Origin of the sequence: Glycomyces sambucus (genome assembly GCF_900102815.1) — a bacterium.
Classification (GTDB): domain Bacteria; phylum Actinomycetota; class Actinomycetes; order Mycobacteriales; family Micromonosporaceae; genus Glycomyces; species Glycomyces sambucus.
This window is the reverse complement of sequence record NZ_FNGF01000001.1, coordinates 822,608-835,818: the sequence shown is the minus strand read 5'-3', so window position 1 is coordinate 835,818 and position 13,211 is coordinate 822,608. Positions and strand designations below refer to the sequence as shown.

At 73.0% G+C, this 13,211-nt stretch carries 12 protein-coding genes; 6 read left to right on the top strand and 6 right to left on the bottom strand.

Annotated elements, in window-relative coordinates; all coding sequences use genetic code 11:
* Positions 1–102: 102 nt before the first annotated feature.
* Both BLS99_RS03925 and BLS99_RS03920 read right to left on the bottom strand, forming a co-directional pair.
* Positions 103–1,347 carry an ornithine cyclodeaminase, nickel-pincer nucleotide-dependent gene (locus tag BLS99_RS03925; RefSeq protein ID WP_218126222.1) on the bottom strand — a complete coding sequence of 415 codons (1,245 nt, stop codon included), beginning with the start codon at positions 1,345–1,347 and terminating at the stop codon, positions 103–105.
* Positions 1,348–1,445: 98 nt separating this feature from the next.
* A complete protein-coding gene (locus BLS99_RS03920; protein WP_091043803.1) occupies positions 1,446–2,747 on the bottom strand; it encodes an MFS transporter in 1,302 nt (433 codons plus the stop codon).
* A 389-nt stretch (positions 2,748–3,136) separates the two neighbouring features.
* Here BLS99_RS03920 and bioA point away from each other — a divergent pair, with 389 nt between their 5' ends.
* The 3 genes from bioA to bioD are packed head-to-tail and all read left to right on the top strand — an operon-like array spanning position 3,137 to position 6,374.
* Positions 3,137–4,459 carry an adenosylmethionine--8-amino-7-oxononanoate transaminase gene (gene bioA, locus BLS99_RS03915; protein WP_091043800.1) on the top strand — a complete coding sequence of 441 codons (1,323 nt, stop codon included), beginning with the start codon at positions 3,137–3,139 and terminating at the stop codon, positions 4,457–4,459.
* A complete protein-coding gene (locus BLS99_RS03910) occupies positions 4,456–5,715 on the top strand; it encodes an aminotransferase class I/II-fold pyridoxal phosphate-dependent enzyme (RefSeq protein ID WP_176953191.1) in 1,260 nt (419 codons plus the stop codon). Before bioA ends, BLS99_RS03910 begins: the two co-directional genes overlap by 4 nt.
* Entirely contained in the window at positions 5,712–6,374 is a 663-nt protein-coding gene (bioD, locus tag BLS99_RS03905) for a dethiobiotin synthase (RefSeq protein WP_218126221.1), read from the top strand. Before BLS99_RS03910 ends, bioD begins: the two co-directional genes overlap by 4 nt.
* Before the next feature lie 266 nt (positions 6,375–6,640).
* Here the strand turns inward: bioD and BLS99_RS03900 are convergent, their stop codons facing one another.
* Together BLS99_RS03900 and BLS99_RS03895 are read right to left on the bottom strand one after the other, a co-directional pair.
* Positions 6,641–7,132: an NUDIX domain-containing protein gene (locus tag BLS99_RS03900; RefSeq protein ID WP_091043797.1), complete on the bottom strand. Its 492-nt coding sequence runs from the start codon at positions 7,130–7,132 to the stop codon at positions 6,641–6,643.
* A 168-nt stretch (positions 7,133–7,300) separates the two neighbouring features.
* Entirely contained in the window at positions 7,301–8,440 is a 1,140-nt protein-coding gene (locus tag BLS99_RS03895; protein WP_218126220.1) for a cytochrome P450, read from the bottom strand.
* 152 nt (positions 8,441–8,592) lie between these two features.
* On the opposite strand from BLS99_RS03895, the gene BLS99_RS03890 reads away from it, so the two are divergent.
* Entirely contained in the window at positions 8,593–9,945 is a 1,353-nt protein-coding gene (locus tag BLS99_RS03890) for a flavin-containing monooxygenase (RefSeq protein WP_245712140.1), read from the top strand.
* Complete coding sequence (locus BLS99_RS03885; protein ID WP_091043791.1) at positions 9,942–10,574, top strand: hypothetical protein; 633 nt, start codon at positions 9,942–9,944, stop codon at positions 10,572–10,574. Before BLS99_RS03890 ends, BLS99_RS03885 begins: the two co-directional genes overlap by 4 nt.
* 441 nt (positions 10,575–11,015) lie before the next feature.
* On the opposite strand, the gene BLS99_RS03875 is transcribed toward BLS99_RS03885, so the two are convergent.
* Positions 11,016–11,513, bottom strand: coding sequence for a hypothetical protein (locus BLS99_RS03875; RefSeq protein WP_091043783.1), 498 nt, complete (start codon positions 11,511–11,513; stop codon positions 11,016–11,018).
* Positions 11,506–12,276, bottom strand: a complete 771-nt coding sequence (locus BLS99_RS03870) for an alpha/beta hydrolase (protein WP_218126218.1) — start codon at positions 12,274–12,276, stop codon at positions 11,506–11,508. The genes BLS99_RS03875 and BLS99_RS03870 overlap by 8 nt, the downstream gene beginning before the upstream one ends.
* Positions 12,277–12,488: 212 nt before the next feature.
* Here BLS99_RS03870 and BLS99_RS03865 point away from each other — a divergent pair, with 212 nt between their 5' ends.
* Positions 12,489–13,166 (top strand): lysophospholipid acyltransferase family protein, encoded by a 678-nt coding sequence (locus tag BLS99_RS03865; RefSeq protein WP_091044862.1) that lies wholly within the window; start codon positions 12,489–12,491, stop codon positions 13,164–13,166.
* Positions 13,167–13,211: the final 45 nt, after the last annotated feature.

Sequence of the window (13,211 nt, the reverse complement as noted above, 5' to 3'; positions counted from 1 at the left end):
CCCTCGGCAATGCTGGGGGCTAAGGTCCCCTCAGGGTGGGTGGGGGCTAGGGATGGCCTACTACCTTGAGCCCCCACGCACGTCAGCGATCGGCCGGGTCCGCTACTCGCGCTTGTAGCCCACGACCAGCTCGCCCGCGAGCTGCTCGCAGAACAGGCCGATGTCGGTGATGACGCCGATCGCCTGGGCCGAGCCGCGGTCGGCCAGCTTGGTGACCGTCGCGGGGTTGATGTCGACGCTCACGAGCGGCACCTTCGCGGGCAGGATGTTGCCGGTGGCGATCGAGTGCAGCATGGTCGCGACCATGATCGCGAACCCGACCCCGGGCAGGGCCGCGCGCATGGCGCGCTGGCCGTCGATGACGTCGGTGTACACGTCGGGGAGCGGGCCGTCGTCGCGCACGGAGCCGACGAGCACGAACTCCTTCTCGTTCTTCACCATCGCGTGCATGATCCCGCCTTTGAGGACGCCCTGCTCGACGGCCGCGGCGATCGAGCCGCAGGTGCGGATCTTGTTGATGGCGCGGATGTGGTGCTCGTGCCCGTGCGGGACGCCGTGGCCCTTGTCGAGGTCGACGCCGAGCGAGGTGCCGAACAGGTTCGACTCGATGTCGTGCGCGGCGAGGGCGTTCCCGGCGAAGATGACGTCGGCGTAGCCCTCGTTGATGAGCGCCTCCAAAGCCTTCCCGGCGCCGGTGTGGACGATCGCGGGGCCGCCGACCCACAGGATCTTCTCGCCGCGGGCCTTGACGTCGCGCATGTGCTGGGCGATCTGGCGGACCTGGAGCGCCTGCGGGCGCTCGGAGGAGACGCCGCCGCTCATGAACTCGAAGTTCGAGGACTCGGGGCTCCGGCGCGCGGGCTCGGGCAGGGGGAGGACCTTGACGCCCTCGCCGCCGCAGACGACGAGCTCGCCCTCCTTGACGTCCGACACCGGGAGGGTCCAGGCGCGCGCGTGGTCCTCGGAGACGATGATGCCGCAGTCCATCTCGGAGTTCTCGACGTCCATCCAGCCGCCGTTGAGGCGGACCTGGGTGTCGAAGTTCGTGGTCGAGTAGAAGTCCTCGGGGAACACGCCGTCGCGCGGGGCCGGCTTGAGCGAGGCGACGCCGGGTTCGAGCGGGTTCGCGCCGTGCGTCTGCAGGCGCATGATGATCCGCTCGAGCAGCTCGGAGGTCTCCGCGGAGACGGTGAGCTGCGCGTACGACTCGTCGGTGTGGTGGCGCCCCACGTCGAAGCGGTCGATCGAATAGGCCCCCGAGTACTCCAGCACGTCGTCCATGACCCGGGCGAAGACGCCCTGGTCGATGAGGTGTCCGCGCAGCTCGACGGTCATTGCGTGTTCCACGTTGGTGCTCCTGTCGCGTCCCGGCGCCGCGGTCCGGCAAGGGCGGCGCCCGATCGAGCCTAGCCGCCGTCTCCGCCCGGCGGCGGAACCCCTCCGCGTCAGGAGGCCGCGGGCTGGGGCGGCGGCGCGGCGGCGGCCTTCGCGGCCTCGATCTCCTCGTCCGTGGGCCACGCGCGGGTGAGCAGCGCGTGGATGCCGAAGCCGATGACGCCCCAGGCGCCCACGACGTACGGCACGGGCACGCCGAGTTCGGCGACGAGACCGACCCCGGCGATGGCGATGCCCTGGCTGAGCTGGAGTCCGGCGTTGATCGCGGCGATGACCCGGGCGCGCCAGCCGTCCGGGATGCACTGCGCGAGCGTCGCGTTCATCGGCGCCATCGTCATGGTCGCCAGGCCCGCGCCGAACGCGAGCACGAGCACCCCGGGCAGCGGCGGGTCGAGCAGCGCCGCCGTGAGCGCCAGCGGCGCGAGGAACGCGAGCGGCCGGATGAGCCTGCCCCGCAGGGAGGGCCGCACGAGCCGCGCGAACAGGAGCGTACCGACGACCGTGCCGACCGCGTCGATCGCCATGATGAGGCCCTGGGTCGCCGCGCCCCGGTCGAGGTGCACCGCCCACAGGACCGCGACTCCCTCGGGGACCGCGGTGAGCGCGAACAGGCCCCACACGCCGAGCGACACGGTGCGCAGGACCTTGCTGTCCCACACCATCCGCATCCCGTCGGCGGTCTCGGCGAGCACGTGGCGCCGGTCCTCGCGGCGGTTCACCGTGGGCCGGTGCCGGACCAGGCCGAGCACCGCGACCGCGCTGACCGCGAACAGGGCCGCGTTCACCAGCAGCGCCGTGTACGGGTCGATCGAGGAGAGCAGGCCGCCGGCGAGGAACCCGACGATCTGGGCCACCGCCGCGGTGCTGAACGTGAGCGCGATGGCGGTCGAGAGCCGGTCGCCCGTGAGGATCTGCGCGAGCGTCGCCGTCCGGGCCGCGTTGTACGCGGGCTGGACCGCGGCCACGGCGAACACCACCGCCATCATCGCGGGGACGGGCATCCCGGGGATGAGGAGCAGCGCGATCAGTCCGGCGCGCAGGATGTCGCAGGCGACCATGACGTTCCGGTACGCGTACCGGTCCACGACGGCGCCGAGGACCTGCGCGAGGCCGAGGTAGGGGGCGTAGCTGATCGCGAAGGAGGCCACGGCGAGCGCCGAGGAGCCCGTGTTCGCCCACACGAGGGCGGTGACGGCGACCCGGTTGAGCATCGAGCCGGCGTTGGAGAGGCAGAACGCGCCGAGGTAGGCGGCCGCTTCGCGGTCGCCGAAGACGTCGGAGAACCGCGGACGGCGGTCGGCGTCCGACTGGTCGCCGACAGGGTCGGCGGCCTTGGGGTTCTGGTCAGACACGGGGCCTTCCTTGCAATTCCACGATCCGACCGCCCTCGTGGCGCTGCTCGGCCCGGCGCGCGGGACGGGCGGCGCCGCGCTCCGTGTGCCTCGCCGGGGGTGCGATGGCTGAAGGGGCGGTAAGTGACAATCCTCCGCGATTGCCGCAAGTGTCACCAGTCTGCCGCTGTCGCAGGAGGTTGTCAAGCATCCCAGTGTGTTCAAAGTGCAAAAACCCGGACGGACGCCGTCGGTCCGGGCCGAACACGCGAAACCGCGCCCAGCCTAAGCCCACTGGTACGGCAGATGCACGCCGGGCTTCGATCGGATAACGGTGGTCGGCGCACCGGTCCCGCCGGGCCTGACGCTATCCTCCAATGGTCTTTGTAGGAAACCACTAAGGAGCCGCGATGTCCGCCAGTGCCTCCTGGATCGCCAGGGACGCCGCCGCCGTCTGGCACCCGTTCACCCAGCACGCCACCTGGACCGGCGACGACCCCACCGTCGTCGACCGCGCCGAGGGGCCCTGGCTGTGGGACGTCGACGGCCGCCGCTACCTCGACGGCGTCTCCTCACTGTGGACCACCACCCTCGGGCACGGCCACCCCGAGGTCAACGCCGCCATCGCCGCCCAGCTCGCCAAGCTCGACCACTCCACGTTCCTCGGCACCACCCACACGCCCGGCATCGAGCTCTCCGAGGCCCTGGTCGCCCTGGCCCCCAGAGGGGACGGCCCCGAGCTCACCAAGGTCTTCTACGCCGGGGACGGCTCCTCCGCCGTCGAGGCCGCCCTGAAGATCGCCTACCAGTACTCGACGCAGACCGGCCGCGCCCGGCCCAAGTTCGTGCGCCTCGACCACGCCTACCACGGCGACACGCTCGGCGCCGTCGCCGTCGGCGGCCACGAGCTCTTCCACGAGGCGTACCGGCCCCTGCTGCTGGAGACCATCGGCGTCGCCTCGCCCGGCGACCGCGCCAACGGCGCCGACCGCTGCGCCCGCGCCGTCGCCGACCTCACCGCGACCATGGACGCCCACGGCGACCAGGTCTGCGCGATCATCGTCGAACCGATGATGCAGGGCGCCGCCGGGATGCTCGACCACGACGCGCACTTCCTGCGCACCGCAAGGGCCCTCGCCGACGCCCACGGCGCGCTCCTCATCTTCGACGAGGTCGCCACCGGCATCGGCCGCACCGGCCGCATGTGGGCCGCCGAGCACGCCGGCGTCGTCCCCGACCTCCTCACCTGCGGCAAGGGCATCACCGGCGGGTACCTCCCGCTCTCGGCGGTCCTCGCCGCCGAACACGTCTTCGCGGCCTTCCTCAGCCGCCCCGGCGACACGTCCCCGCGCACGTTCTTCCACGGCCACACCTACACCGCGAACCCGCTGTGCTGCGCCGCCGCGCTGGCGAACCTGCGCGTCATGGGCGAGCAGGACGTCGTCGCCCGCGCCGCGCGCCTCGGCGACCGCCTAGGCAAGCTCCTCGAACCGGTAGCCGCCAAGGACGGCGTGGTCGAGGTCCGCCGCCTCGGCACCATGATCGGCGTCGAGGTCGCCCCGGCCGGCGACCGCACCGGCTTCCGCGTCTGCCAGGCCGCCCGCGCCCACGGCGTCTGGCTCCGCCCCCTCGGCGACACCGTCGTCGTGATGCCGCCGCTCACCCTCGGCGACGACGAGGCCGACCTCCTCGCCGACGCCCTCGACGCCGCGATCGACGAGGTCCTGGCATGACCGGCACCCAGGAGCGGGCGGACGCCGCGCCTCGGCGATCCGCAGCGCCGCCGCCGCCGCGGCCCGCGGATGCCGCAGGAGACGGCGGCGCCGGACCCGAGCGGACCTCCGCCGCCGCCGAGGGCATCACCACCCCGCCGCGGCCACCCGCCACGGTCGCGAAGGTCTGGGACCGCCTGTCCCGCAAGGCCGACCTGCGCGCCAAGGCCGGGCTCACCCGCGCCGCCCGGCCCCGCACCGAGGCCGTCGACCTCGCCGGGAACGACTACCTCGGGCTCTCGCGGCACCCCCGCGTGCGCGACGCCGCCGCGGCCGCGCTCGCCGAGTACGGGCTCGGGGCGGGCGGATCGAGGCTCGTGCGCGGCACGACCGCGCTCCACGAGGCGTTCGAAGCGGACTTCGCGCGCCACACCGGCACCGGCACCGCCGTCCTCTACTCCTCCGGCTACCTCGCCAACCTGGGCGCGGTCACCGCACTCGCCTCCGGGCCGGTCCTGCTCGACGCGCACGCCCACGCCTCCCTCCACGACGCCGCCCGCCTCGCGGTCGGCCGCCCGGAGACGTTCGCGCACAACGACCTCGACGACCTCGAACAACGGCTCCGCGAGCTGCGGCCCGCACTGGTCGCCGTCGAGTCGGTCTACTCCGTCCTCGGCGACGCCGCCCCGCTCCGCGAACTCCACGCCCTCACCAGCGCCCACGGCGCGCTCCTCCTCGTCGACGAGGCCCACGCGATCGGCACGATCGGCCCCCACGGCGCCGGAGGCGTCGCCGCCGCCGGCCTCGCCGGGGACCCGGGCGTCGTCCTCACCGCCACGCTCTCGAAGGCCCTCGGCGCCGCCGGGGGCGTCGTCGCCGGTCCGGCCGTCCTGCGCCGCCACCTCCACGACACCGGCCGCACCTTCATCTACGACACCGCCCCGCCCCCCGCGGTCATCGCCGGGGCCGCCGCCGCGCTCGACATCGCCCGCGAATCCGACGGCGCCCGAACCGAACTCGCCCGCCGCGCCGCCCTCGCCGCCGCGGTCCTCGACGCCCCCGCGCCCGCCGCGGGCGTCTGCTCCCCGCCCGCCGGGGACGCCCGCGCCGCCACCGCCTGGGCCGCCCGCTGCGCCGAGCGCGGCGTCGCCGTCGGCTGCTTCCGGCCCCCGTCCACCCCCGACCACCGCTCCCGCCTGCGCATCACCGTCAACACCGGCGTCCCCGCGGCCGAGTTCGCGCACGCCCTCGACACCGTCCTGGAGGCACGCCCGTGATCCCGTTCGAAGGCCCGGTCCTGGTGACCGGCACCGACACCGGCGTCGGCAAGACCGTCACCACCGCCGGACTCGCCGCCGCGCTCATCCGGCAGGGCCGCAGCGTCGACGTCGTCAAGATCGCCCAGACCGGCGACGATGACGACGCCGCCGAGATCACCCGCCTCTCCGGCGCCCCCGCCCGCGCCCTCGCCTCCTACCCGGACCCGCTGGCGCCCTTCGCCGCCGCCCGCCGCAGCGGCCTGCCGCTGCTCAAGCTCGCCGAAGTCGCCGACACCGTCCTCGACTCCCGGGCCGAAGTGGTCCTCCTCGAGGGCGCCGGCGGCCTCCTGGTGCAGCTCGGCCAGGACGGCTGGACCGCGCGCGACCTCGCCGTCGAGCTCGGCTGCCCCGCGGTCGTCGTCGTCCGGGCGGGCCTCGGGACCCTGAACCACACCGCGCTCACGCTCGAAGCCCTGGAACGGCGCGGCATCGAGGCCGCGGTCGTCATCGGCTCCTGGCCCCGCGACCTCGGCATCGCCGAGTACGAGAACCTGACCGACCTGCCCGGCGACCGCCTCGGCTGGATCCCCGAAGACGCCGCGAAGCTCGACCCGGAGGCGTTCCGCCTCGCCGCGAGCGAGTGGTTCCTCCTCCCCGAGCCCGGCTCGCGCCCCTGACGCACCGGCTTCGCGTTCCCGGCACTTCGGCCTCGCGTCCCTGATCCACTGGCCTCGTGTCCCCGACGCGCTTGCCTCGTCTCCCCGGCGCTCCGGCACCGCGTCCCCGACGCCCGAGCAGAGTTGCCGGGCTCCGCTACATTTGGCAGCGATCTGGTCCAACTCAGGCCATATCAACGCGATGCGGGCGCCCCTACCCCCGGCGCCCGCATCGCGCGCCAGATCGGGCACCTCTTTTCACTGTGCGCATGACGCACGTACGACTGCTATGCGGACACTGGTTTCGGGGCCTCCCACCAGGCCGCGAACCTCGGCACCGCGAAGTCGAGCAGCCAGTCCAGACCCCAGTCGATGCCCGCCGCCGCGACCGGCCGGAACTCGCAGCGCATCCGCAGCCCGTCGTCCTCGTCCCCGGTGACGGCGACCGTGTGGTCCCAGGCGGTCCGCGCATCCGTGGCCGCGAGCCACGAGTAGGTGGTCACCTGGTGGTCGTGGGCCGTCCACTCCGGAACCGCTATCAGCTTGCTGCCCAGCACCTCTCCGAATTCGAGGCCCTGAACACCGGTCTCTTCGAACGCCTCGCGCATCGCCGTCTCCCCGGGCGTCTCGCCGGGCCGCGCCCCGCCGCCGGGGATCTGGACCCCCGCCTCCGGGTGGTCCTGGTGGAGCATCACCAGGACCTCGATCCCGGTCTGCTCAGTGCGGCGGCGCAGGACGTAGGCGGCACCGCGCTGGCGGAACTTCAGCGGCTCAGGCATCCGGCAAGCGTCGCAAGCACCTGCACCGCAGTGCAACGAGATTTCGCAGCAGGTGGATCCGGGTGTCGGCCGGATCGTGCCGGGCCGACCGTAAACCGGGTGCGATGGTGTCGTCGGGCCGTCGGGCCGTCGGGCCGTCGGGCCGCCGTCCCTGAGTCACCTTTCTCCTCAGCGCCGCAACCGGACCACCAGCGGACTCGGCATGCGGAAGGACAGGTTCGGGTCGCTGACCGGGGCCGCGACCACCTCGCAGCGGGGGAGGAGCGGCGCGAGTTCCGCGACCACGACCTCGGCCTCCAAGCGCGACAACTGACTCCCCAGGCACCGGTGCGCCCCCGCACCGAAGGCCAGGTGCCGCCGCGAACCGCGCTGGCCCGGGATCATCCCCGCCGGGCACTCGGCCACGCCCTCGTCGGCGCCCGCCGCGGCGAGCCACACCAGGACCGAGTCGCCCGCGCCGACCGGCACCCCGTCGAGTTCCGTGTCCCGCAGCGCGACCCGCCGCCAGGACGTGATCGGCGGCAGCAGCCGCAGGCCCTCCTCGACGATCGCGGTCGGCGCCGAGCCCAGCAGGCCCGGCTCCACGACCAGGCGGTGCAGCAGCAGCGTCAGGAACTGCGAGGTCGTCTCCTGGCCCGCGACCAGGAGGAAGAACAGTGCGGCCGTCGCCGCGTCCTCCCCGTACGCCTCGAAGAGCGCCCTCGTGGCGCCGGTCGACTCGGCGGCCCAACCGCGGAGCAGCGCATGGAAGGGACCGGTCGTCCCGGCCAGCTCGCGCTGCCGCTCGGGGGTCGGGTCGCCCCAGAACAGCTCCAGGGCCGCGCGGCTGAACCGCTTGACCTCGGCCGTCGCGGCGGTGTCGTCCATGAGCACGTCGAGCTCCATCAGCCGCGCCAGCGCGGCGAGCGGGATCTCCGAGGAGACCGCCGCGTCCAGGTCGACCGCCTCGCCCGCGCGCAGCCGGAACGCGACGCCCGCGGCCGTCCGCCGGGCCAGGCCGGTGAGCCAGGGCCGCAGCGCCTCCACGCGCGCGGGCGCGAAGACCTCGCCGAAGCGCTCGCGGATCGGCCCGTGGGTCGCGGTGTCGTTGTTGGCCAGCGTGGCCGGGAGCCGGAACCGGTGGGCGGCCAGCTCGCGGAGGGGGCCGGCGGGGATCGGGACCACCGCGTCCAGGGCGTTCGCCGCGGAGAACCGCTCGCGGTCGGCGAGGACCTCGCGGGCGAGGCGGTGCGAGGCGACCACGACCTGGCCGTCGCGCCGGAACACCGGGGCCTCGGGGCGCGGATGTTTCCACAGCTCGAACAGCACGGGCGCAGCCTACCTCCCCCGAAAGTACGAGGTCCGCTCACGGTAATCTGCTCTCAGTCTTTCGGCGCATTTCACCCCTGCGGCCCGCAGGCCGCACCGCGCCGGGGGCGCCCGTCCGGCACAGAACAATGCCCACAGAAGGAGACCGTCCCTTGCAGGAGTACTCCTCCCAGGCCGCGTACGACCGCGGCGAGGCCGTCTGCGTGATCGGCGCCGGGGCGTCGGGACTCATAGCGGTCAAGAACCTCCGCGAGAACGGCTTCGAAGTGGACTGCTACGAGCGGGACACCGTCCTCGGGGGCCTGTGGAACCCGCAGAACCAGCACAGCCCGCTGTACCCGAACACGCACCTGGTCACCTCCCGGTCCCAGACCGAGATCCCCGACTTCCCGATGCCCGACGACTGGCCCGACTACCCGTCCGCGGCGCAGATGCTCACGTACCTGACCTCGTACGCCAAGCACTTCGGGCTGTCCGAGCACATCTGGTACGGCTCCGAGATCTCCCACGTCGAGCCCGTCGACGGCTCGCGCTTCGAGGTCGTCGTCAAGCCCGCCGCCGGGAACGCCGCCCGGCGCCTGCGCTACGCCGCGGTCATCATCGCCACCGGCCACCACTGGTCCCCGAACCTGCCGTCCTACCCCGGGCTCGACCAGTTCCGCGGAACGGTCCTGCACTCCTCGCAGCTCAAGGACCCGTCCCGGCTGCGCGGCAAGCACGTCCTGGTCATCGGCGGCGGCAACTCCGGCGCCGACATCGCGTGCGAGGCCGCGGTGAACGCCGCGAGCTGCGTCCACTCCGTGCGCCGCGGCTCCCGGCACCTGCCGAAGTACCTCGGCGGCGAGCCCGCGGACTACGCGCTCGCGCGCCTGAACTCGCGCCCGAAGTTCCTGCGCCGCTTCCTGACCGACCGCCTCCTCAAGGGCCCCGAGAGCCTCGCCGCGCGCATGGGCGTCACGGCCGAGAGCCGGCCCTCGGAGGAGGAGCCGGTGCGCAACGGCCGGTACATGGAGCACGTGGGCGACGGGTCGATCCAGCGCCGCGGCGAGGTCGCCCGCTTCGACGGCTTCGACGTGTCCTTCGCCGACGGCACCGAGATGCGGCCCGACCTGACCGTCCTCGCCACCGGGTACCGGCCGAAGTTCACCTCGGTGGAGCCGCGCCTGCTCGGCATCGAGGGCGACTCGCCCTACCCGAACCTGTACGCGCGCATGTTCTCTCCGCGCAAGGAAACGCTCGCCGTCGCCGGGCTCGTCGAGCCCGGGGTGGGCGTGCTCCCAATCGTCCACTGGCAGACCCACGCCATCGCCCACTGGCTCCTGGTGCGCAAGAGCGACCCCGAGCGGGCCGCGAACTTCCGCCTCCAGGTGCGCAGCGAGTCCGAGCAGGACGCGGGGGAGCCGGCGGGGACGTCGCCGCGCCACCGGCTCGCCGTGGACGCCGAGGTGTACCTCGCGAGCCTCGGCCGCATCATCGACACCCTCGAACAGGAGCCCGCCAAATGAGCCTCGCCGCCTGGGTCCGGCGCGCCCGCACCCCCGCTCCCGCCCCCGTCAAGCGCGAGTACGCGTTCTTCGAGCCCGCCGACCTCTTCGACATGGACATCAAGGACGACCCCGAGGCCAGCCCGGTGCTCTGCTGCACCGGCGACCCGGCCGGGGCCGCCGCCTTCAACGCCCTGTGGCTCAAGCGGATCGCCACCTCCGGCCGGTACGCGGCCGCGGTGAGCGTGCGCGGCCAGGGCGGCACGCCGATCGCCGAAGGCGGCCTGGAGGCGCGCGCGCACGACATCGTGCAGGCCGCGGTCACCGTGCCGCGGCAGGCGGTCCTCATCGGGCACAAGGAGGGCGCGGCCTGGGCCGCGCTCGCCGCGGGCCGGTACCCGGCCGCCGGTCTGGTGCTCGTGTCGCCGCAGAAGGTCCCGAAGCAGCCGCCGACCCCGGTCGGCAATCCCTCGGTGCTGCTTGTCGTCGCCGAGTCCGAGACCCAGACGAAGGAGACCCAGGCGGTCGCCGACGCCTACGGCATCGCCCCCCTGACCTTCGCGGGCTCGCCCGACGACGTGTTCAAGGGCGCTGGCGCCGAAGGACTCCTCGACGCGATCCTCTCCTGGCTCGCCAGCAAGAAGGACTGAACCCGGCGCACACGAAAGGCCCGCCAAGGGCCTGGGGAAGGCCCCCCGGTTTCCAACGCTACTAGGGGGAACCTGAAGCGGAGCTGAAGCGGCGCACGCAAAGGGCCCGGCCGAGCGCTGGGAAAGGGCCCCCGGTTTCGAAGGTACTTCCGGGAAACTGAAGCTGCGCTGAAGAAGGTGCGGCGGGACCGGGGCAGGGCACGCTGGAGGCCGGTCGGGGCGCTGGGGATGGCCCCCCGGTTTCAACGCTACCGGGGTGATGCTGAAGGGGAGCTGAAGCGGGGAGTCAGACTCTTAGGTGAGGTGAGGTGAGGTGAGGTGAGGTGAGGTGAGGTGAGGTGAGGTGAGGTGAGGTGAGGTGAGGTGAGGTGAGGTGAGGTGAGGTGAGGTGCGGTGCGGTGCGGTGCGGTGCGGTCGCCAGTCGTCCGCGCCCGGCCGGGGTCAGACCACGGCGCCGTCGTCGGTGTCGTCGGCGTCCTTGTCCGGGCGGAGGCGGCTGATGAGGAGCCACACGCCGATGAGGAAGCCGCAGAAGCCGACCAGGCGGCCCGGGTTCGTGCCCAGCGGCGCGATGGTCGGGTTCACCAGCAGCGCCAGACCCGCGATGATGAGCAGGACCCCGCCCACGGCGGGCAGGCTCGGCCACGGCACCGGCGGCGGATCCGGAGGATCGTAGTCGTCCTCCTCGTCGTCGGGCAGCTCCGCGTCCCACAGCTCCAGCAGACCCGGCTCCTCGTCCTGGGTCGACGACGGCGGCGCCGCCGGAGCGGGCTCCGCCGGATCCTCGTCCGTCCCGAAGGACTTCGACGACCCGACGCCCGAGTCCTCCAGGTCCTTGATCAGCTCGTTGAACCGCCGGTCCACGTCCTCGGGCAGCAGCTCGCCCTCGCGGCCGTCCTCCTGCTCGCTGCGCTCGGATTCCTCGCCCCGGTCAGTCATGGACGCTCCGCGCCTTCGACAGCTGCCGCTCCATGAACGCCGCGCTCCCCGCGAAGATCGTCTCCGCGTCGTAGTCGAGGGTCGCCACATGGAAGCTCCGCGGCAGCACCGTCGACTCCACGTCCTTCGACCGCACCCCCGCCCGCACCACGGCGCTGTTGCGCGGACTCACCACGTGGTCCTGCGCGCTCGTGAAGATCCGCAGCGGCACCGTCACCCGCGCCAGCTCCGGCCGGGTCACCTTCCACAGCCGCCGCAGCGACGCGTACGCCGCCACCGGCGTCCGGTCCGTCGTCTTCTCGCGCGTGTCCGGCATGTTGATGTCCGACCCGATCGACGCCACCGACGGCATCACGTACCGCAGCACCGGCGCCAGGAACCCCTGCCGCTTGTCGTCGAAGATCGCCGGGTTCACCAGCACCAGCCCGGCGAGGTCCCCGCCGCGCTGCTCGGCCAGCCGCAGCGTCAGCGACCCGCCCATCGACAGGCCGCCCGCGAACACCGGCCGCCCCAGCGCCAGCGCCTCGTCGAGCGCCTCCTCCAGCCGGCCGTACCACTCCTGCCACGTCGACTTCGCCAGCACCTGCCACGTCTGGCCGTGGCCCGGCAGCAGCGGCGCGACGACGTTGAAGCCCGCGTCCCGCAGGTACTCGCCCCACGGCCGCATCGAGGCCGGATCCGACGTGAACCCGTGGCACAGCAGCATCGTCGCCTTGGCGTCAGGACCGAGGTCGAACGTGAACTCCTCGGAATCGATCGACACGTCGCCTCCCGGATCGGCTGAATGACGGGCGCGCGGCCCGCCCGGCACGACCGCGGCACTCGGGCCGCGACCGGGTGGTCCCTTTTCGCGCTGCGTGCCCATTCTCGCACGCGCCCGCCCCGCGCTGCCACCGCTGAGGGCCCGCCCGTCGCGCCCGGGGGCGGACGCCATCGACCGGATTGACCGCTGCCGATACGCTTGGACGCGTGATCATGTGGTGGTTGTTGAAGGCGACACTGGGGTCGCTGCTGTGGGTGGTCTACCGCCCGAAGGTGGAAGGGCTCGAACACGTGCCCGAGGAGGGCCCGGCGATCCTCGCCTCGAACCACCTCGCCGTGACCGACTCATTCTTCATGCCCCTGGTCGTCAAGCGCCGGGTCACCTTCATCGCGAAGGAGGAGTACTTCACCGGCACCGGCTTCAAGGGCTGGTTCGTGCGGTCCTTCATGAACGCCGTCGGCGCCATCCCCGTCGACCGCGCCGGTGGCGACGCCGCGAACGTCGCCCTCGACACCGGTGAGCGCGTCCTCTCCGAGGGCCGCCTGTTCGGGATCTACCCCGAGGGCACCCGCTCGCCTGACGGTCGCCTGTACCGCGGCAAGACCGGCGTGGCCCGCCTCGCCCTCCAGACCGGCTCGCCGGTGGTGCCCGTCGCGATGCTCAACACCGGTGAGCTTCAGCCGATCGGCCGCCGCATCCCCCGCATCGGCCGCGTCCGCATCAAGTTCGGGGCCCCGCACGACTTCAACCGGTACCGGGAGCTCGTGGGCGACCGCTTCATCGAGCGCGCCGTCACCGACGAGGTCATGGACGCCCTCCGGGAGCTCTCCGGCCAGGACTACGTCGACGAGTACGCCGCGAAAGTCAAAGAACGCGGACAGCAGGGGTAGCCCCACCGGTCCGCGCCGCGCCTTGCCTCTGCACTGGTTCAGTTC